Source organism: Sneathiella marina, assembly GCF_023746535.1.
Lineage (GTDB): Bacteria > Pseudomonadota > Alphaproteobacteria > Sneathiellales > Sneathiellaceae > Sneathiella > Sneathiella marina.
In genome coordinates this window covers 2,889,262-2,908,598 of record NZ_CP098747.1, presented here as the reverse complement: position 1 = coordinate 2,908,598, position 19,337 = coordinate 2,889,262, and the positions used below count along the sequence as shown (strand labels likewise).

16 protein-coding genes and 5 tRNA genes are annotated in these 19,337 nt (G+C 48.2%); 15 read left to right on the top strand and 6 right to left on the bottom strand.

Annotated elements, in window-relative coordinates; genetic code table 11:
* Positions 1-114 precede the first annotated feature (114 nt).
* Genes NBZ79_RS14040 through NBZ79_RS14025 form a run of 4 tightly spaced genes read left to right on the top strand, consistent with a single transcriptional unit; the run spans position 115 to position 4,495 of the window.
* Complete coding sequence (locus tag NBZ79_RS14040) at positions 115-1,056, top strand: NAD-dependent epimerase/dehydratase family protein (protein ID WP_251933122.1); 942 nt, start codon at positions 115-117, stop codon at positions 1,054-1,056.
* A 25-nt stretch (positions 1,057-1,081) separates the two neighbouring features.
* On the top strand, positions 1,082-1,654 hold the full coding sequence (locus NBZ79_RS14035; RefSeq protein ID WP_251933121.1) for an SIS domain-containing protein: 573 nt from the start codon (positions 1,082-1,084) through the stop codon (positions 1,652-1,654).
* 33 nt (positions 1,655-1,687) lie between these two features.
* The gene (locus tag NBZ79_RS14030) at positions 1,688-2,428 is read left to right on the top strand and encodes a glycosyltransferase family 2 protein (RefSeq protein WP_251933120.1); all 741 of its coding nucleotides are present in this window, start codon (positions 1,688-1,690) and stop codon (positions 2,426-2,428) included.
* Between the two features lie 21 nt (positions 2,429-2,449).
* Positions 2,450-4,495, top strand: a complete 2,046-nt coding sequence (locus tag NBZ79_RS14025) for a hypothetical protein (RefSeq protein WP_251933119.1) — start codon at positions 2,450-2,452, stop codon at positions 4,493-4,495.
* 23 nt (positions 4,496-4,518) lie between these two features.
* Here the strand turns inward: NBZ79_RS14025 and NBZ79_RS14020 are convergent, their stop codons facing one another.
* The 6 genes from NBZ79_RS14020 to rlmB form a co-directional block, all read right to left on the bottom strand.
* Complete coding sequence (locus NBZ79_RS14020) at positions 4,519-5,322, bottom strand: SDR family NAD(P)-dependent oxidoreductase (RefSeq protein ID WP_251933117.1); 804 nt, start codon at positions 5,320-5,322, stop codon at positions 4,519-4,521.
* 18 nt (positions 5,323-5,340) lie between these two features.
* The gene (locus tag NBZ79_RS14015) at positions 5,341-6,057 is read right to left on the bottom strand and encodes an SDR family NAD(P)-dependent oxidoreductase (RefSeq protein WP_251933115.1); all 717 of its coding nucleotides are present in this window, start codon (positions 6,055-6,057) and stop codon (positions 5,341-5,343) included.
* Between the two features lie 8 nt (positions 6,058-6,065).
* Positions 6,066-8,087 (bottom strand): B12-binding domain-containing radical SAM protein, encoded by a 2,022-nt coding sequence (locus NBZ79_RS14010; protein WP_251933113.1) that lies wholly within the window; start codon positions 8,085-8,087, stop codon positions 6,066-6,068.
* Positions 8,088-8,273: 186 nt separating this feature from the next.
* Positions 8,274-8,349, bottom strand: a tRNA-Lys gene (locus tag NBZ79_RS14005).
* Positions 8,350-8,736: 387 nt separating this feature from the next.
* A tRNA-Thr gene (locus NBZ79_RS14000) sits at positions 8,737-8,812 on the bottom strand.
* A 169-nt stretch (positions 8,813-8,981) separates the two neighbouring features.
* Complete coding sequence (gene rlmB / locus NBZ79_RS13995; protein WP_251933112.1) at positions 8,982-9,821, bottom strand: 23S rRNA (guanosine(2251)-2'-O)-methyltransferase RlmB; 840 nt, start codon at positions 9,819-9,821, stop codon at positions 8,982-8,984.
* A 167-nt stretch (positions 9,822-9,988) separates the two neighbouring features.
* On the opposite strand from rlmB, the gene NBZ79_RS13990 reads away from it, so the two are divergent.
* The 11 genes from NBZ79_RS13990 to rpoB all read left to right on the top strand — a co-directional run bounded on the left by NBZ79_RS13990 (position 9,989) and on the right by rpoB (position 19,327).
* Positions 9,989-10,073 (top strand) — tRNA-Tyr (locus NBZ79_RS13990).
* Positions 10,074-10,142: 69 nt separating this feature from the next.
* Positions 10,143-10,216: transfer RNA gene (locus NBZ79_RS13985), tRNA-Gly, on the top strand.
* Between the two features lie 105 nt (positions 10,217-10,321).
* The gene (tuf, locus tag NBZ79_RS13980; protein WP_251933092.1) at positions 10,322-11,512 is read left to right on the top strand and encodes an elongation factor Tu; all 1,191 of its coding nucleotides are present in this window, start codon (positions 10,322-10,324) and stop codon (positions 11,510-11,512) included.
* Between the two features lie 116 nt (positions 11,513-11,628).
* Positions 11,629-11,704: transfer RNA gene (locus NBZ79_RS13975), tRNA-Trp, on the top strand.
* A 76-nt stretch (positions 11,705-11,780) separates the two neighbouring features.
* Positions 11,781-11,978, top strand: coding sequence for a preprotein translocase subunit SecE (gene secE, locus NBZ79_RS13970; RefSeq protein ID WP_251933110.1), 198 nt, complete (start codon positions 11,781-11,783; stop codon positions 11,976-11,978).
* A gap of 4 nt (positions 11,979-11,982) precedes the next feature.
* A complete protein-coding gene (nusG, locus tag NBZ79_RS13965) occupies positions 11,983-12,513 on the top strand; it encodes a transcription termination/antitermination protein NusG (protein ID WP_251933109.1) in 531 nt (176 codons plus the stop codon).
* A 91-nt stretch (positions 12,514-12,604) separates the two neighbouring features.
* Positions 12,605-13,033, top strand: a complete 429-nt coding sequence (rplK, locus tag NBZ79_RS13960) for a 50S ribosomal protein L11 (RefSeq protein WP_251933107.1) — start codon at positions 12,605-12,607, stop codon at positions 13,031-13,033.
* A 1-nt stretch (position 13,034) separates the two neighbouring features.
* On the top strand, positions 13,035-13,727 hold the full coding sequence (gene rplA, locus NBZ79_RS13955) for a 50S ribosomal protein L1 (RefSeq protein ID WP_251933102.1): 693 nt from the start codon (positions 13,035-13,037) through the stop codon (positions 13,725-13,727).
* Between the two features lie 261 nt (positions 13,728-13,988).
* Positions 13,989-14,498, top strand: coding sequence for a 50S ribosomal protein L10 (gene rplJ / locus NBZ79_RS13950; RefSeq protein WP_251933101.1), 510 nt, complete (start codon positions 13,989-13,991; stop codon positions 14,496-14,498).
* Between the two features lie 61 nt (positions 14,499-14,559).
* Positions 14,560-14,940 carry a 50S ribosomal protein L7/L12 gene (rplL, locus tag NBZ79_RS13945; protein ID WP_251933100.1) on the top strand — a complete coding sequence of 127 codons (381 nt, stop codon included), beginning with the start codon at positions 14,560-14,562 and terminating at the stop codon, positions 14,938-14,940.
* A gap of 289 nt (positions 14,941-15,229) precedes the next feature.
* Positions 15,230-19,327: a DNA-directed RNA polymerase subunit beta gene (gene rpoB / locus NBZ79_RS13940; protein ID WP_338056153.1), complete on the top strand. Its 4,098-nt coding sequence runs from the start codon at positions 15,230-15,232 to the stop codon at positions 19,325-19,327.
* Positions 19,328-19,337: the final 10 nt, after the last annotated feature.

Here is a 19,337-nt window from a genome sequence, read left to right as displayed (position 1 = left end):
ATAATTTTAACCTGTGTTACACAGTTTGCGCCTTTTGACAAGTAGGTGCCAAAGGTCGTCCGCTCTTCAGCTGCGGCGCTCAAATAATATTATCAGGAAGGTTAGGATTTTCTCATGCGTTTGCTTGTAACTGGGGCTTGTGGGTACAAGGGTTCTGTGTTGGTTCCGAAACTTCTTGAGACAGGCCATACAGTGGTTGCCTACGACATTCAGTGGTTTGGACAATTCCTTCCCGAGCATGAGAATTTGACGGTTGTTCAGGGCGACGTCCGCTTTTTTGATACCAGCTTACTCAACGGTATTGACGCCATCATTCATCTGGCCTCTGTTGCAAATGATCCATGTGGGGATCTTGATCCAAAGCTGACGTGGGAAATTAGCGCGTTGGCGACGATGCAGCTTGCGGACAATGCCGCTCGAGCGGGCATCAAACGGTTCATCTATGCTTCATCCGGAAGCGTTTATGGCATTAAGGAAGAAGAGCAGGTCACGGAAGATTTGGAACTGCTGCCAATTTCGGAATACAATAAAACAAAAATGGTCGCGGAACGTGTTCTGCTGAGTTATGCAGATCAAATGTGTGTACAAATTGTGCGTCCGGCAACTGTTTGTGGCGTGTCGCCGCGCATGCGGTTGGATGTGTCCGTCAATATGCTGACCATGCAAGCAATTACCAACGGTAAAATTACTGTATTTGGTGGCCAGCAGGTTCGCCCGAATATCCATATTGACGACATCGCTCGACTTTACATTTTTCTGCTAGATAATCCGAATGTTACAGGGGTTTACAATGCCGGGTTTGAAAATTTGAAGATTGTTGAGATCGCAGAGCGGATTGCGGCGAAGATCCCGTGCGAAATTGAAGTCACTCCCTCAAATGATCCGCGCTCCTATCGGGTTAACTCTGATCGCATTCTAGCGGCTGGATTCAAACCGGAGAAATCTGTTGATGATGCCATTACCGAAGTGATCGCTTCCTATCAACGCCGTGACCTTCGTGATGAGGATCGTTGGTATAATTTGCGTTGGATGGAAAATATGGCCAAAAGCGCCTGAGCTGCTTAAGATGAATGTGGAAAAAATGAACTTATCTTTTTCGAGCTACAGCGAGCGCTTAAACAAGGCGCTGTCCGCAGTAGATGAAACAGTCATCAATAAACTGTGCGAAAGTCTGCTGAATGCCTGGGAGAATGGTCGCCAGTTTTTTTTGTGTGGTAACGGGGGCAGCGCCGGAAATGCAGTCCATATTGCCAATGACATGATTTATGGGATAGATAGAAAATCCGGAAAAGGCCTTCGGGCGCACGCCTTGCCAGCTAATAGCTCTATCATCACTTGCCTCGCAAACGACGAAGGTTATGAGGAAATATTTGCAAAGCAGCTTGCCGTCTATTCCAATCCTGGCGATGTTCTGCTTGTCCTGTCGGGCAGTGGTAATTCACCGAATATTCTGCGGGCTCTTGATTTCGCTAACGAGCATGACCTTGAAACATATGCAATTTTGGGGTTTGATGGTGGTAAAGCAAAATCACTGGCGGCGCACTCCATGCATTTCCCTATCGACGACATGCAGATATCTGAAGACACTCAACTCGTTGTCATGCATTATGTAATGCAGTGGTTGGCCACGAAAGCCGCTCCTTCTAATAATTAGGTTTCGCCTCTGGCAGAAAAGATTGGCGCTTTCATGATCAGTTTCATTGTTCCCGCGTTTAATGAAGGCGAAGCAATCAACGACACGGTTGAAACAATAAGAACCGTTGCGGCTACACACGATCTTGAGAATTATGAAATTATTCCGATCGATGATGGCAGCACTGACTACTCCAAAAATATTATGGAGCAGTTGGCGCAGGAGGACCCAAAAATACAGCCGATCTTCCATAAGGTAAATCGCGGCTTGGGCCGGTCGATTGTGGATGGCATACATCAGGCTAAAATGCCTCAGTTTATTGTTGTTCCGGGAGACAATGATATCAGCAAAGAATCCCTGAGCCTGATGCTGCATTTTAAGGATGTGGCGGAGCTAATACTTACGGTTCCCATCAACAAAGAGGCTCGACCCATTGGTCGTCAAATAATTTCCGCGACGTATCAGATACTACACAACATATTTTTTGGCACTTCAGTCGGATATTTAAACGGTCCGGGTATATGGCCGACGGAGCAGGTTAAGAGCCTTGAGCTTACGTCCAACCGATTTTCCATTATTTCCGAATTAAACGTCAAACTGTTGGCAAAGGGTGTAGAGTTCGCCGAGGTTCCGATTTATTTGCAGGCGGATGAGCCGACGCGGGATACCGTGACGCTCCGCAACATGATTGAAGTTATTAAAGTTTTCCTGATGCTGGTTGTTGAATTGAATTTAAAACCAGGGCGACCAGAAAAGAAACCTCTCAACCGCATAAAAATCAATTTCGGCCGATAAGGAGCCATTGGGTTTAATAATATGGTCAGTGATTTTTTTCGGAATTATAAATCTTCTAACCTCTTCTTGATCATAGTTCAGCCAATGTTCTATGGGGCGATGCGTCTTGCGCAGCAATTTGATGAGCGCCGCATTTACCTGCTTTTCTTCGTCTTTATTGGTAGTAGTCTGCTAGCGGGTATTTCGCTGATTTTTTCAGGGTCGCCGCCTGTTTATTCCCCGGAACATTCGGGTCTCTATGATTTTGACGATACAAGCTTTCAGCGGCGCGTATATTTGTTATGTGCTGTTATCCTGTTCATTGTTCCTTTCATCTTGGGGTTAGCCAAGCGAGAAATTAGTTTTCCGTATCTCAAGTCGTTTCGAAGCGAAAACCGACTTGTTTTAGAGACGCTGGTCACGGCAATCCTGCTGTTTATTGCGCTTCCCATATTTTATAATTTTTTTGGGACGATTACGGAAAAAAGAACCTTCCTTATGGTTCTTGGCAGCCTCATACTGTTTTATTTTTTGCTTCGATATGTCTCGACATTAAAAGGCATTATCTTCGTAACGCTCCTCACAATTGCCGTATTTTTCTTTTTCTTCATCCTTCCGTTACAAGCAAGTCTTGTCGTTGCGGACAACAGACTTTGGGGCCTTGATCATCATTGGACAGGCGTCATTGGTCATGGTCTTATGGAAGCAGCATTGCCTGATAATTTGTCTGGAACGTTGCCAGAATACGGGATTTATCTAAACAAACTGGTATCGCTAGCGACGTCTTTTCCATTGTTCGCAAGTTTCGCCGGAACAGTCAAATTTTTACAGATAATCCATCTCATATTTGCGTGTCTTGTATTCGGAATACTGGTTCAAAGATTTGGGAGGCGGAATCTCCCGCTGGCAATGATCGCTTTTTTACTGATTTTGCTGATGCTGGCGCCTTCGATCGCTGGTTCCGCACCCACCGTCAATGTTCCAAATCAATCTCCGTTGCGGTTTCTGTTCCTGCCTATTACATTGCTGTTTGCCCCCTTGATTGCGAGGCGGCCTCTGATTGTTTGGTGGGGAGTTTCGGCTATTCTGACCGGCTTTGCGGTCAGCTACAACCTTGAAACCGGCTTAGTTTGCGGCCTTGGGCTGGGGTTTGCGTTATTTGTCCGGACGATGCAATCGGGGTGGCTGGCCACAATTGTCGGCGCCATAATCTTTAGCCTCCTTTTTATTGGGACTTTCTATCTATTGCTGATTTCGGGAACGATCGCAGATCAGGATGGAGACCTATCAGATCTTTCTGATCTTATGGGTTTGTTTGCCGAAGGGTATGGCGGGATAAAATTCTATTGGTATCTACCTTTCTTCGCCATAGCCGGGCATGTGTTCTATCTGTTTGTTGGCTGGCTAAAGGATGTTCGGCTTGCGCGGACCATTTCGGGTGATGAGGTGCAATCGATTGTGATTGTTGGGATGATTGTTGCGTTTCTGCCTTATTTCGTGAACCGGTTTGATGCCCAGAATCTTTGGATACCGGTTTTGCTCTACCTCATGCTTGTTTTGCCATATATGGTGACGCGTGAATTTGGTGGAAGGTTTGCGGTTGCTGCGTTCCTGATTATTGTGATCGGGCCGGCACTTTTGGATAAATCAAACCTGTTTATAAAAAATTCCAAGCGCATGTGGATTTTGGATCGAACAGAGGCATGCCTGGATGGCTTTGCCTCGACGGACTATTTGTGCGGATACATGCATGGTAAGGCCGCGGAACTAGAACAGGTGATGCGCTCACGCAATGCCATCTGGATTAGTGGGACAGCGCTGAGTCTTTCAAGACTTTCTCACGTGGCTCCGTCCTTATCAAAAACCGACCCGTTTGCTTATGCTAGAACCGAACAGCACCACAAGATGCTTGTCACGGAAGCAACAAGCCTTTCTCCCGAAGTAATTATGCTGGATCGCGCTGATCGGCGTGATCCAACAGGAATACCCAAGCAAGTCGCGGACTGGCAGCAACGGTTGTTGCGCGATATGGGATATGCGGTGGTCCGTAAATCCGATTATTGGCTATATGCAGAAAAATCCCGATAACGGAATATTCTGAATAGTTCACCTCATTCCAGAGTATCTATCGTGGACAATGCGGCACCAAAAACTTCCTTGGTGCCCATACCACCATCGGCGATCAGTATCTGACCGGTCAAATAGGACGCTTCGTCGGAACAGAGGAAGGCGACTATGTCGCCGATTTCTTTTGATGTACCGGCACGTTGCAATGGAACAACTGATCTGATGATATGTTGGTTTTTTTCAGAGTCACTCAATTTGTGACCTTCCGACCGATCTATGAGGCCGGGGGCAACTGCATTTACCCGGATGCCATGTTCGCCCAACAAACAGGCGAGATAGCGTGTCATCTGATTAAGTCCGGATTTCGAAACATGGTAGGACCAACTGCATTGCTCAGGTGCAACCGCAGCAGCCGTCACAGAAGATATATTGACGATCGCAGGGCTGGCGGATTTCTTCATGTGGGGTAGAGCTGCTTCTGTCAGACGGGTCACAGCTTGCAATACAACATTGGAATGGTCTGACCAATCAGCATCAGCAAGTGTCCCAATATGAGACCGATTGCGACCAGGCGCTGCGTTATTTATGAGGAAATCAACTGTACCAAAATGGTTCACAGTATTTTCGATGGCCTGTAAACATCCCTCAGATGTGGAAATATCCTCTGAAATGGGTAGGATATTCATTCCATATTGATCGAGGCAGGCGGATGTTTTTTCGGCGCTATTGAATTGCATATCAACAATAGCAATTTTTGCCCCCCGGTTGATGAGAACGTCAACGATGCCAGCGCCAATTCCCTGGGCACCGCCGGTTACAATTGCAACCTTGTTGTCTAGATTTCGCATGCTACCAAAGGTCCCATTTTAACGCCTTATTCCCGGTCGAATTTCGATCCAATTGGCGTTTGCCCTTTTGTGGTTGCTTAACTGATCGACAATAATTTTTGCAATATCGTCAGGCTGTAATTGCCAGTCCTCTTCTTCAATTCCGGCAAAACCAGTTGCAACCGTACCAGGCGCGATCAGGCTGACACCAATCTCATATTTGTGCAGATCCAGGAACAAAGCCTCTGTAAAGCCCTGTAGGCCAAATTTCGTGCTGTTATAAGCAGTGCCACCTTCGAAGGCATAACGGCCTGCTCTGCTTCCCAGGTTGATAATATTTGCGTGGGTGGATTTTTTCAAAAGCGGCAGAGCGACTTTCGTGCAGTTGAAAGTACCCGTCAAATTGACATCAAGCATTTCGTGCCAATCTTCCGGCGCCAGGTCTTCAATACTTGCAATGGTACCGATACCGGCATTATTTACCAGAATATCCAGGCCGCCGAAATTTTCTTCGACGAGGCGCATCATATTCTCCACTTCTGAGAACTGCCGGATATCGCAGGCCGAACCAGCAACGAATTCGTCTTTAGTAAAGGATCTAAGTTTGCCAATTGCCGCATCGACACGGCTTTGATCTCGCCCGCAGATGAAAACTTTATGGCCCTTTTTTGCGAGTAATTGCGCTGTTGCAAATCCGATGCCGGCAGTTCCCCCGGTTACCAGAACCCTGCGCGTGCCATTATCCATGTTCGTCATCAGGGGAATTATCCGACAATGGCTGGTTTTCGAAACAGCCGATGAATATGGGGGTAGCGCATGAGCATTTTACCCAATCCGTCGAAAGTATCGCCAAACTCTCTGGCGTAGCTGTCGATGAGTTCCTTTTGCGCGGGAAGATGCGACATAACATGTTGTTTGCTGGAACCGAAGTGAACGTCCGAGGGCATTACCCGGAACGATTTGTCCTCCGCGGTTACCATATCGAAATCAAACTGCTCAATTTCCTCAATATTTGGCGTAAGCAGTCGTTGTTTTCGAAGTAGGCTGAATCGCTCAAGCTCACTAAGATAAGACTGCATCAAGTCATCCAGCCTGCCCAATTCTTCGAGCCAGTTCGCCATAACACTAAATAAAACCTGGTTCATGTCTTCGAAATGGAGGAAAAAGGATGTTGCTTTACCCGTCGACATTTCATTTGTGCCACGTTCATCTTCCAGCAACTCATCTATGTTGTCGTGGACATGCTCTGCGAGATTATCCACGTTGTCCCATAATCGTTCGGATGTACCAGTTTTAAAATCATCATACATCTTGGTGATGTCGTCGGTATATTCTCTTCTGTTTTCGTAGAAGCGCTGGATAAAATCAAACCAGGAAAGTCCGAGCGCCTTGCACAGACCATGTATTTCCGCAAAAATTTTACCGTTATGGAGTATCTCAATCGTCAGATCCAACTCACGGCAGGCGATATAATCATCAAATGGCAGTGAATTGTTTGCAACGAGAATTTCTTCTGATTCTACTGACGCAAAGGTTTTTCCAGCAACTGCATATCGCCCAAAGGACCGAGGCATGATCCTGTGTTTGGTTTCCATCTTGTAAAGGTCGCGATTGGCCGGAGTGTTCAGGGCTGTCTGAGGGAGCATAATCAGTTGATACATCCGAATGTTATCAAACCCCATCTCGACGGTGTCGCGTAAAGATTGTGTGTGAGCTCCTACAGAATCCCCCGGAAGGCCAAGTATTAACTCAGAATAAGTTCCGGTGTTATTGGTATTAGCCATTTTGCCAGCTTCGGAGAGTTTCTCTACTGAAATATTCGAACGGGCGACATTTTCCAATACGGTGGGGTCTGTGGACTGCAGGGACGCAGCCATGCTGACTGCCCCATTCAAGGTCTTGACGATATCGACAACACGCTCCTTCTGGTTTTTACCAGTAGAGACATGAACATATTTGGGATAGGCGTATTTTTCCTGGCAATCTGCAATTATCCGGGCTTTTTCGTAATCTTGCTTGAACATTCCGAAATTGGCGTCGGAAATATACAGATCACGGGGGCCCTTAACCCGTTTTGAAATGTAATGGAGCTCCTGTTCCAGTTGCCCCTCTCGTTGACTGACAAGATTGTAATATTTGCTACCCTCTGTGCAGAAGGCGCATTTAAACGGGCACCCTCGGGTGGTATGGATCATCGGCCCAAGGTTCTCGTCAAAAAACTTATCCATAAGGCCCATCAAATAAGGCGAAGGTATATCCTCCAGATTGAGCCGCGGCAGGCTCGAGCCTTTTATGATTTCCGAGCCAATCTTATAGTGAACATTGCCAATATCTTGCTTTTGCGTTTTAATTTTCTCGACGTCGAAATTTACGTCGCAAAGCCGGTCATGAAGGTGGGTAAAAGCCTCTTCACCTTCCTGCACTACATGAAAATCGATGTTATCATTTGTTTTCCAGAACTGTTCCATCTCGCCGTCGGACAAACCGTAGTTAGGCCCTCCGAAAACAATCACTGTTTCGGGCCAGTTTTCCTTGATGGCTTTTGCATATTGCCGCGAAATATCAAAATTCCAGGAGTAATTTGCAAAGCCGACAATATCAGGTGTTTCACGATCCAAAGCCGCACTTAAATCTTCCGGATATTTAAAAAGCTCTACGTCGACAGTTTCCGCTCTCTTCTCAAGCAAATAAGCCGCTACCAGTCCAATAGATAGCGGAAAAACGTTGGAGGAGAGAACGAGACCATTATGCGTCAGGTCCGCCAAATATATTTTTGTTTTTGACATAATTAATTTTAAATTTCTCGCCGCGAACGAATTCCTTATTTCTGGTATTGTTATACATAGAAACATAGGTGTTGTCAGAAGAAATATGGCCTACCGCAGACATACCGTATAATCGCGATCAGATTGCAGCAGAACAGATGGTTCAGGGCGATTGCTTCGCCGTGAATGCTACAAACCTTTGAAATTTGGTGAGCCCGACAGAATTCGATCCTGTGACTAGCTGATTAAAAGTCAGCGGCTCTGCTAACGGAGCATTGGGCCCACAAAGTGAAGATTCCCGCTGCTTTGGTAAATGCCCAAAAGCCAATTCGGTAACGGTCAAAGTGGGTTGTTCACGAAGCCATTATTGGGCAGATTTGTTCGAAGACAAGAAGACTCGCGACTTCATGACACAATCTCTTGCTATGAATCCCTATCGGAAATTTTTCGAAATCGTTGAGGGTTAATACTGGAATGAGGCACCGGGCGCCCCTATTTGCTCAGAATCTGCCCCTAATCAATAAAATAGCTGAGGGTCGGGGCGATCCTCCGACGGGAAGCAGAACCAAACATAGACAATGATCGGAAAAAATTTGGTATAAACCCGCTTCTCCGGGCGTCTAATTCTTTCCCGAAAAATGGAGTAGCTTATTGTATTTAAGGGGAGAAATGGTGCCGCCACCAAGAGTCGAACTCGGGACCTGATGATTACAAATCAACTGCTCTACCAACTGAGCTATAGCGGCATAATTTCGTCAGCAATAATGATGAAGCCATCACTGTTCTGCGGGCTGCTTATATCTTGCAGCATTTGTTCTGTCCAGAGTTTTTCGCCGGAATTTGATGAGTTTTATATTTTTGTTTTTTTTGGCAGTTTTTGGCGGTCGGGATGGAAATAAAAATGACTTGCTCACGTTAACGGGATCTTGCGAGCTCATAAAAGGTAATGGCGGCTGCGTTGGAGACATTGAGACTTTCAATACCTGGGCTAATGGGCAACTTGGCGAGCAAGTCGCATTTCTGCGATGTGAGGTGACGAAGGCCTTTCCCTTCGGAGCCAAGAACAATTGCTATTTTCTTTAAATCACTGCTGACGGTTTCCAATAGTGTTTCTGCATATCCGTCCAGTCCGATTCGCCAAAAGCCTTTGTCGGCTAACTGGTCCAGGGCACGTGATAGATTTCCCACACGAATTATCGGCACGGTTTCAACTGCACCTGATGCTGAACGTGCCAGAACACCTGTGATCGGCGGCGAATGCCGATCGGGGACAATAACAGCTTTTATATTGAAAGCGGCGGCCGAGCGAAGGATAGCGCCGACATTGTGAGGATCTGTAACCTGGTCCAGCACTGCAACTGTTTCAGAAGCTTGTGCATCCATACCCAATAAATCGTCGATGGTTAGATCGGCAAGTGGCAAGGGAAGGGCAGCTACTCCTTGATGTACCGCATTGTCGAGCAGGGCAGCGCTTATGGTGTCCTTGTCGACAATTTCAAATTGTCCGTTTGCTTCAATGAGATTTCTTCTATCTGAGTCGAGGCCGGAGATTTTTGCTTTTGTAATCAGAAGGCGCTTAAGTTTTCTTTGCGGATTGGCCAATGCGGCAAAGACCGCATGGTCACCGTAAAACCAGCTCTCTTCCGCGGCAGTGGATTTGCCGGGCCGCCGCGCAGCCTGGCGTGAAGAGCCTTGATTTCTGCGGCTTATCGAAGAATTTTTCTTACCGCCTTTTGAGGACTTGTGTATGGACATGGCGTCGCTTATATGGTGCTTCGGGATTGACAACAAGATGGCTTTTTGAAATGGCCCAAAAAAAATATGCGAATTCTTCGAAATTTACTCTTTTTCAGTTGACTTTACGCCGGAATTTTCGATAGTGCCGGACACCCTCGGGAATGTCGACGGGTGATTGCATGTGAGGAGGGGTGCCTGAGTGGTTAAAAGGGACGGACTGTAAATCCGTTGGCTATGCCTACGTTGGTTCAAATCCAACTCCCTCCACCATTCACTTGCAGACAGTGCCAACTGCCATGGAGCTGGTGTTTGGTAATGTGAAGAAAAGAAATGTTATAGGCGGGTGTAGCTCAATGGTAGAGCAGAAGCCTTCCAAGCTTACGACGAGGGTTCGATTCCCTTCACCCGCTCCAAGCGCTGGCCGGCGCTTCAAATAAAGGGCCATGTGTATGTGGATATTGAGGAACATGTCTTCAGTATCTTTAGGCTGTGTAATTATTGCTTCAGGACAACGGAAAATGGCCAAAGAGAAATTTGATCGTAGTAAACCGCATTGTAACATAGGAACGATTGGTCATGTTGACCATGGTAAGACGACGCTGACGGCGGCGATTACGAAAGTTCTTGCGGACGCGAGTGGCGGTGCAGCGTTTGCGTTTGACGAAATTGACAAGGCGCCTGAAGAGAAGGCGCGTGGGATTACGATTTCGACAGCGCATGTTGAATATGAGACGGATGCGCGTCATTACGCCCATGTTGATTGCCCGGGCCATGCGGATTATGTGAAGAACATGATCACGGGCGCGGCGCAGATGGATGGGGCGATTTTGGTTGTGTCTGCCGCGGACGGACCGATGCCACAGACACGGGAGCATATCCTGCTTGCGCGTCAGGTTGGTGTTCCGGCGCTAGTGGTGTTCATGAACAAGGTTGACCAGGTTGACGACGAAGAGCTTCTGGAGCTTGTTGAAATGGAAATCCGGGAATTGCTTTCCGAGTATGAATTCCCTGGAGACGATATTCCGATTGTTGCCGGTTCTGCCCTGGCAGCGCTTGAAGGCCGTGACCCTGAAATCGGCGCGGACGCGATCATGAAGCTGATGGCGGCGGTTGATGAGTACATTCCTCAGCCTGAGCGTGAAATTGACAAGGCTTTCTTGATGCCGATCGAAGATGTGTTTTCGATTTCCGGTCGGGGCACGGTTGTGACCGGTCGTATTGAAAGCGGCGTTGTGAATGTCGGTGAAGAAGTTGAGATCATCGGTATCCGGGATACAACGAAGACGACTTGTACAGGTGTTGAAATGTTCCGCAAGCTTCTGGACCGCGGAGAGGCCGGCGATAACGTTGGTGTTCTTCTTCGGGGTACGAAGCGTGAAGATGTTGAGCGTGGCCAGGTTCTGGCGAAGCCGGGATCGATCACCCCGCATACGAACTTCAAGGCAGAAGCCTACATTCTGACGAAAGATGAAGGCGGGCGTCATACACCGTTCTTTACCAACTACCGTCCGCAGTTTTACTTCCGGACAACAGATGTAACCGGTGTTGTTTCCCTGCCGTCGGGCACGGAGATGGTGATGCCGGGCGACAATGTAACAATGGACGTTGAGTTGATTGCGCCGATTGCCATGGATGAAGGCCTGCGTTTCGCTATTCGCGAAGGTGGCCGGACCGTCGGTGCCGGCGTCGTCGCAAGCGTTTCTAAATAAGAGAGGCTGTCAAACGGTTGTATTGATAGTTAAGACGACTACATACAAGTAGAGATTATCATGTACCGAGCCGCTGGAACTAATTCCGGCGGCTCGGTCGTGCCAATTCAGACCGGAGGAGTGTAGCTCAATTGGTAGAGCACCGGTCTCCAAAACCGGGGGTTGTGGGTTCGAGTCCCTCCTCTCCTGCCAATCTGGTTGATCTATTTGTTAAAGTCTTGTATACCGCCGGATTATTCCGGCTGCTGATGAGTTTTTTGAGGAAAATATGGCAAAGGTAAATCCAGGCGCTTTTATCCGTCAAGTGCGGCAGGAAGCTTCCAAAGTCACGTGGCCAACGCGGAAAGAGACGCTGGTAACCACTGGCATGGTATTTGTTATGGTTTTTTTGGCTTCAATGTTCTTTTTCGCAGTTGATTTTGGTATTCAGCATATCGTCAAATTTATTCTGTCTTTGGGATCCTGATTAGATGGCAAAGCGTTGGTATATAATTCATGCCTATTCAGGCTTTGAAAAAAAAGTGGCTCAATCCGTTAAGGAGCAAGCCATTGTCAAAGGCATGGCCGATCAGTTTGAAGAAGTTCTGGTTCCTGTCGAAGAAGTAGTTGAAGTGCGGCGCGGGCAGAAAGTAAGTGCGGAACGGAAGTTTTTCCCCGGATATGTGCTGGCCCATATGGAAATGAATGATGAGTCCTATCATTTGGTTAAAAATCTGCCGAAAGTGACAGGATTTCTTGGGAACGGGAATAAGCCGACACCGATTTCTGAAAAAGAGGCAATGGCAGTTCTTAATCAGGTGCAAGAGGGAATCGAGCGGCCGAAACCATCGATTACCTTTGAGCTTGGTGAAGAAGTCCGGGTGAGTGACGGCCCGTTCGCCACTTTCCTGGGTTTAGTAGAAGAAGTAGACGAAGAAAAAGCGAAGCTGAAAGTTTCAGTTTCTATTTTTGGAAGATCGACACCTGTTGAATTGGATTATTCGCAGGTTGAAAAGAGTTAAGACTGGTTTGTGATCTCGCATGGTGCGGGATTGTTGTGGGAGGCCGGCCATGGCTGTACCACAGCCCCTTAGAAAATGAATAGGGTAGAAAATGGCAAAGAAGATTACAGGTTATATAAAGTTGCAGGTCCCTGCGGGACAGGCAAATCCGTCACCTCCTATTGGTCCGGCATTGGGTCAGCAGGGTGTGAATATCATGGAATTCTGCAAAGCGTTTAATGCGTCGACTGGAAATATGGAAGGCGGCATGCCAATTCCAACGGTCATTACAGTATACGCGGATCGGTCTTTTACATTTATTACAAAAACACCACCTGCATCCTACTTCTTGAAAAAGGCTGCCGGCCTCAAGAAAGGCGGCAGCAATCCAAACAAGGAAGTCGCTGGATCAGTAACATCCGCGCAAGTGCGTGAGATTGCAGAAGCTAAAATGGTAGATCTAAATGCCAATGATATTGATGCTGCAATGAATATTATCAAAGGCTCGGCTCGTTCTATGGGTCTTGAGGTGGTGGGATAAAATGGCAAAGCTGACGAAGAGACAAAAAGTCGCTGTCGAAATGCACGACAAAGAAAAACATTATCCCTTGGCCGAGGCCGTGGATATTGTAAAGGCGAACGCAAGCTCGAAATTTGACGAAACTGTTGAAATCGCCATGAACCTGGGGGTCGACCCCCGGCATGCGGATCAGATGGTCCGCGGTGTGATCCAGCTGCCCAACGGCACAGGCAAATCTGTTCGTGTCGCTGTGTTCGCACGTGGCGACAAAGCAGAGGAAGCGACTGCTGCCGGTGCAGAATTGGTCGGTGCGGAAGACTTGATGGAAAAAATTCAGGCAGGTGCCATGGATTTTGACCGTTGTATCGCAACACCTGACATGATGGCGGTTGTTGGTCGTTTGGGTAAGGTACTTGGTCCCCGCGGACTGATGCCAAATCCGAAACTTGGTACGGTAACACCCAACATCACGGATGCTGTTAAGGCAGCGAAGGGTGGGCAGGTTGAGTTCCGGGCTGAGAAAACAGGTATTGTTCACGCCGGATTGGGTAAATCCAGCTTTACGAAAGAAGCGTTGAACGAAAACATTAAGGCCTTTGTCGGAGCGGTTCTGAAAGCCAAACCAACAGGTGCCAAAGGAACATTTGTCAAGAAGATTGCTGTAAGCTCTACAATGGGCCCGGGTGTGAAGCTTGAAGTTGGCGACGTAATCTAGCCAACAAAAAATTTGCTGCTCTTCGGGGCAGTAAATGTCGGGTTGGCTTGCCAACCCGTCTGTCCGAGACTGTAGGTGTTTCCTTTTTGGAAATTTAATAACATTTGTTGCCTACATAGACAGGGAAACTAAATAATTCGCTGCTGGTCAGCAATTCAGGTGGACCTGGGACAGTATAACGGATCTGGCATTTGGTCAGATCTATTTGAAACCGGAATGTTGTCTAAAGTTTGACGATATTCTAAATACTGGAGACGACGAGTGGACCGATCGCAAAAAGAAGCATTGGTTGCCGAAATGAATGGTGTCTTCGCGGATGCAGGTGTTGTTGTTGTTGCCGAGTACAGTGGTCTCACTGTGGCAGAAATGACGAATTTGCGCGTGAAGATGCATGAAGCCGGCGCCAACTTCAAAGTGACTAAAAATCGGCTTGCGCGTCTCGCTCTTGATGGCACGGACTATAGTTCCCTGTCCGACAAACTGAAAGGCCCTGTTGGTATTGCTTATTCAAGCGATCCGGTATCGGCCCCTAAGGTTGTTATGGATTATGCAAAAGGGAATGAGAAGTTTGTCGTTATTGGCGGTGCTATGGGCTCTACGGAACTTGATGCTGCGGCAGTCAAGTCTCTTGCAAGCCTCCCATCGCTTGATGAACTTCGTGGTAAATTGGTTGGATTGCTGCAAGCACCTGCGACGAAAATCGCCGGTGTTGTTGCCGCTCCTGCCGGCCAGTTGGCCCGTGTCCTGTCGGCGAAAGCCGAACAGGGTTAGATGTAAAAGCCAGTTAATTTTTTGATATGAACCAATAGGTTTACCTGAGGAGAATAGTACAATGGCCGATCTCGAAAAGATTGCCGAAGACCTTTCCAGCCTAACTGTGCTGGAAGCTGCAGATCTTGCAAAACTTCTAGAAGAAAAATGGGGCGTTTCCGCCGCAGCACCAGTTGCTGTTGCTGCCGCTCCGGGTGCTGGTGGTGGTGATGCCGCTGCTGCTGAAGAAAAAGATGAGTTTGATGTTATTCTTGCGTCTGTTGGCGAAAAGAAAATCAATGTCATTAAAGAAGTCCGCGCTATCACTGGCCTGGGCCTTAAAGATGCGAAAGACCTCGTCGAAGCTGCACCTAAAGCTGTTAGAGAAGGCGCACCTAAAGACGAAGCTAACAAAATCAAAGAACAACTCGAAGGTGCTGGTGCAACTGTTGAGCTTAAATAAGCATGACGGATGCAGCGGTCTTTGGATTGCTAAATTGGTAACGGGGAAGGTGGCGTTTGCTGCCTTCCCCGCAGCCGCTTTCTGAACAAGGCAGCGGCAATCCGGCGGGATTTCCAAATACGCAGGCACCGTCAGTCGCCGAATACTGACACTGAATTAGTTGGATGTGTAATTTAAGATCGATCCTTAATCGTTTGATTTTAAAAAAATATATCTGACAGGCATCCTTTCTTTATAAGGAAGGCTGTTTTTTAATAGGCCAATAAACACACGGGGATTTGGCATGGGCATATTGCAGTCGTTCACCGGTCGCAAGCGCGTTCGTAAAAACTTTGGAAGTATTGAGGCGGCAACGGAAATGCCGAACTTGATTGAAGTTCAGAAAACTTCCTATGACGCGTTTTTGATGAAGCACGTCGCGCCACTTGAGCGCGGAGACGAAGGGCTTCAAGCCGTCTTCAAGTCAGTCTTTCCAATCAAAGATTTTGCCGACACAGCGAGCCTGGAATTCGTAAGCTATGAATTTGAGCCACCAAAATATGATGAAGAGGAATGCCAGCAACGGGGCATGACCTTTGGCGCACCGCTGAAAGCGACGCTGCGCCTCATCGTATTTGAAGTGGACCCGGATACGGAAGCTAAATCCGTTCTGGATATCAAGGAACAAAGTGTTTACATGGGCGATATGCCCCTGATGACAGACAAGGGAACGTTCATTATCAACGGTACCGAGCGCGTTATTGTCTCTCAGATGCATCGTAGCCCCGGCGTTTTCTTTGACCATGACAAAGGTAAAACACATGCCAGCGGCAAGTTATTGTTCGCGGCCCGTGTCATTCCATACCGTGGTTCATGGCTGGATTTTGAATTTGACGCCAAGGACATTGTCCATGTTCGGATCGACCGGCGCCGGAAATTGCCTGTAACGGCGTTGTTGCAAGCGCTTGAGATGAGCCATGAAGATATTCTGGCCTTCTTCTATGACCAGGTCGTCTACAAGCTGGACAAAAAGGGCTGGCGGACACCGTTTAATGTAGAGCGTGTTCGGGGAAGCCGGCTGATCCGGGACCTTGTGGATGCAGATACTCAAAAAGTTGTTGCGGAAGCAGGTACGAAAGTTACCCAGCGTCTCGCGAATAAATTAACGGAAGCCGGCTTGAAGGACATGCTCGTCGGACATCTTGATTTGGTCGGCCGGTTTGTTGCCGAAGACCTGATTAATGAAAAAACCGGTGAGGTTTTTGTAGAGGCTGGTGAAGAACTGACCGAAGCACTTATTGATCAGCTGGAAGCATCGGGATTCAAGCAAATTCCGACGTTGGACATCGATAACGTAAGTGTCGGCCCTTATATTCGCAATACACTGGCCGTGGACAAGAGCAATTCTCGTGATCAGGCTCTTATCGATATTTATCGTGTAATGCGCCCGGGTGAGCCCCCGACCGAGGAAACGGCAGAGGCACTTTTCCACGGATTGTTCTTTGATTCAGAACGGTATGATCTTTCGGCTGTTGGCCGGGCGAAAATGAATATGCGCCTGGATCTGGATGTGGAAGATACGGTGCGTGTTTTACGCAAAGAGGATATCCTAGATGTCGTAAAAACACTGGTCCGCCTTAAAGACGGTCATGGTGAAACAGACGATATCGATAACCTAGGTAACCGTCGGGTTCGGTCTGTTGGCGAATTGATGGAAAACCAATATCGCATTGGCCTGCTGCGGATGGAACGCGCCATTCGGGAGCGTATGAGTTCTGTCGAAATTGACACCGTCATGCCACATGACCTGATCAACGCGAAACCAGCCGCCGCCGCGGTTCGTGAATTCTTTGGCTCGAGCCAGCTTAGCCAGTTTATGGATCAGACCAACCCGCTTTCCGAAATTACGCATAAGCGTCGTTTATCTGCACTTGGACCGGGTGGATTGACCCGCGAACGTGCTGGTTTTGAAGTACGGGATGTGCATCCAACCCATTACGGCCGTATCTGTCCGATTGAAACACCGGAAGGTCCGAATATCGGCTTGATCAACTCATTGGCAACATTTGCCCGGGTGAATAAGTATGGGTTTATTGAAAGCCCGTATCAGCGGGTCGAAGGCGGAAAGCTAACCGGCGATATCAAGTATCTTTCAGCAATGGAGGAAAACAAGCATACGATTTCGCAAGCGAACGCTGAAATGGACGCAAAAGGCTCTTTCACAGATGATTTCGTACGCTGTCGGGCACAAGGTGAATATGTTGTCGCCAAACCCGAAGACATAACCTACATCGACGTATCGCCAAAACAGCTGGTATCTGTTGGTGCCGCGCTTATTCCATTCCTGGAAAATGATGATGCGAACCGCGCCCTTATGGGGTCGAACATGCAGCGTCAGGCTGTTCCGTTGCTGCGCGCGGAAGCGCCATTCGTCGGAACCGGCATGGAAGAACGCGTTGCCCGGGATTCCGGTGTGGCAACTGTTGCAAAACGCTCCGGTATTGTGGATCAGGTAGATGCGACCCGTATCGTTATCCGGGCAACGGATGAAGCTGATTTGAGCCGCTCCGGTGTTGATATCTACAATCTTCTGAAGTTCCAACGGTCAAACCAGAATACCTGCATCACCCAGCGTCCGCTGGTTAAAGTCGGGGATGAGGTTATTGCCGGAGACATCATTTGTGATGGTCCGTCGACAGACCTGGGTGAATTGGCATTGGGGCGGAATGTCCTTGTCGCCTTTATGCCTTGGAATGGGTATAACTTTGAAGATTCAATTCTTATCTCGGAGCGGATCGTGAAAGACGACGTCTTCACGTCCATCCATATTGAAGAATTCGAAGTCATGGCCCGTGACACGAAGCTTGGTCCGGAGGAAATTACCCGCGACATTCCAAATGTTGGTGAAGAAGGACTGAAAAGTCTCGATGAAGCCGGGATTGTCTATGTGGGTGCGGAAATCCAGCCGGGCGACATTCTGGTTGGTAAAATCACGCCGAAGGGCGAAAGCCCAATGACCCCGGAAGAAAAACTGCTTCGGGCGATCTTTGGTGAGAAAGCCTCCGATGTTCGTGATACCTCTCTTCGCTTGCCACCAGGTGTGGCGGGAACGGTTGTTGAGGTGCGGGTCTTTAACCGCCATGGTGTGGAAAAAGACGAACGGGCTCTTGCCATTGAACGGGATGAGATCGAGCATCTGGCAAAAGACCGCGACGATGAGAAAGCCATTCTTGAGCGGACAATTTATGACCGGTTGAAGAGCTTGCTCGTGTCACAGAAAGTTGCATCGGGCCCATCAGAGTTTAAAGCTGGAGAAGTTATCGACTCCGAAAAACTGATGGATCTGCATACCGGTGTTTGGTGGCAGATTTCTGTCAAAGACGACGCGGCAATGGAAAAAATCGAACAGCTTAAAAAGCAGTATGATGAAGCCATTGGCGGACTTCGTGCCCGGTTTGAAAACAAGGTCGACAAACTGCAACGCGGGGATGAGCTTCCTCCCGGGGTCATGAAAATGGTCAAAGTCTTTGTTGCCGTGAAGCGGAAGCTTCAGCCTGGTGACAAAATGGCCGGCCGTCATGGTAACAAAGGGGTTATTTCCCGGATTATGCCGCAAGAAGATATGCCATATCTTGAAGACGGAAAACCGGTAGATATCGTTTTGAACCCTCTGGGTGTGCCGTCGCGTATGAACGTGGGCCAGATTCTGGAAACCCATCTGGGTTGGGCAAGCCATGGTATTGGCATGCAGGTCACCGAGATCATGACACGGATCAAACGTGGCTCCGAAGATCTGCAACCCCTGAAAGACAAACTCAAAGAAGTCTATGGCGACGATGAGTATGAAGAAAAAATTTCAGGAATGTCCGACGATCAGTTCCTTGAGCTAGGGGGCAATCTTCGCAATGGTGTGCCGATGGCAACTCCCGTTTTTGACGGCGCCAAGGAAGATGATATCAACCGCCTGCTTAAAGTCGCCGGTCTGGATACATCCGGACAGGTTACCCTGGTTGATGGCCGTACCGGCGAAACATTCGACCGGAAAGTTACCGTTGGCTATATTTACATGCTGAAACTCCACCATCTCGTGGATGACAAGATCCATGCCCGGTCGATCGGGCCTTACAGTCTTGTCACGCAGCAGCCACTTGGTGGTAAAGCGCAGTTCGGTGGACAGCGCTTTGGTGAAATGGAGGTCTGGGCATTGCAGGCTTATGGCGCAGCCTATACTCTGCAGGAAATGTTGACGGTGAAATCCGATGACGTGGCCGGCCGGACCAAGGTTTACGAAGCCATTGTTCGCGGTGATGATACTTTTGAAGCCGGTATTCCGGAAAGCTTTAATGTTCTGGTCAAGGAAATGAGATCCCTGTGCCTGAATGTGGAGCTTTCGCAAATCGGTTATTAAAACATGAGGT

Coding starts and splice junctions, on each gene's coding strand:
- rplL (WP_251933100.1), top strand. CDS start 14,560: ATGGCCGATCTCGAAAAGATTGCCGAAGACCTTTCCAGCCTAACTGTG.
- NBZ79_RS14015 (WP_251933115.1), bottom strand. CDS start 6,057: ATGACGAACATGGATAATGGCACGCGCAGGGTTCTGGTAACCGGGGGA.
- rlmB (WP_251933112.1), bottom strand. CDS start 9,821: ATGTCCATACACAAGTCCTCAAAAGGCGGTAAGAAAAATTCTTCGATA.
- nusG (WP_251933109.1), top strand. CDS start 11,983: ATGGCAAAGCGTTGGTATATAATTCATGCCTATTCAGGCTTTGAAAAA.
- NBZ79_RS14040 (WP_251933122.1), top strand. CDS start 115: ATGCGTTTGCTTGTAACTGGGGCTTGTGGGTACAAGGGTTCTGTGTTG.
- tuf (WP_251933092.1), top strand. CDS start 10,322: ATGGCCAAAGAGAAATTTGATCGTAGTAAACCGCATTGTAACATAGGA.
- NBZ79_RS14010 (WP_251933113.1), bottom strand. CDS start 8,087: ATGTCAAAAACAAAAATATATTTGGCGGACCTGACGCATAATGGTCTC.
- NBZ79_RS14030 (WP_251933120.1), top strand. CDS start 1,688: ATGATCAGTTTCATTGTTCCCGCGTTTAATGAAGGCGAAGCAATCAAC.
- secE (WP_251933110.1), top strand. CDS start 11,781: ATGGCAAAGGTAAATCCAGGCGCTTTTATCCGTCAAGTGCGGCAGGAA.
- rplA (WP_251933102.1), top strand. CDS start 13,035: ATGGCAAAGCTGACGAAGAGACAAAAAGTCGCTGTCGAAATGCACGAC.
- NBZ79_RS14025 (WP_251933119.1), top strand. CDS start 2,450: ATGGTCAGTGATTTTTTTCGGAATTATAAATCTTCTAACCTCTTCTTG.
- NBZ79_RS14035 (WP_251933121.1), top strand. CDS start 1,082: ATGAACTTATCTTTTTCGAGCTACAGCGAGCGCTTAAACAAGGCGCTG.
- rplK (WP_251933107.1), top strand. CDS start 12,605: ATGGCAAAGAAGATTACAGGTTATATAAAGTTGCAGGTCCCTGCGGGA.
- NBZ79_RS14020 (WP_251933117.1), bottom strand. CDS start 5,322: ATGCGAAATCTAGACAACAAGGTTGCAATTGTAACCGGCGGTGCCCAG.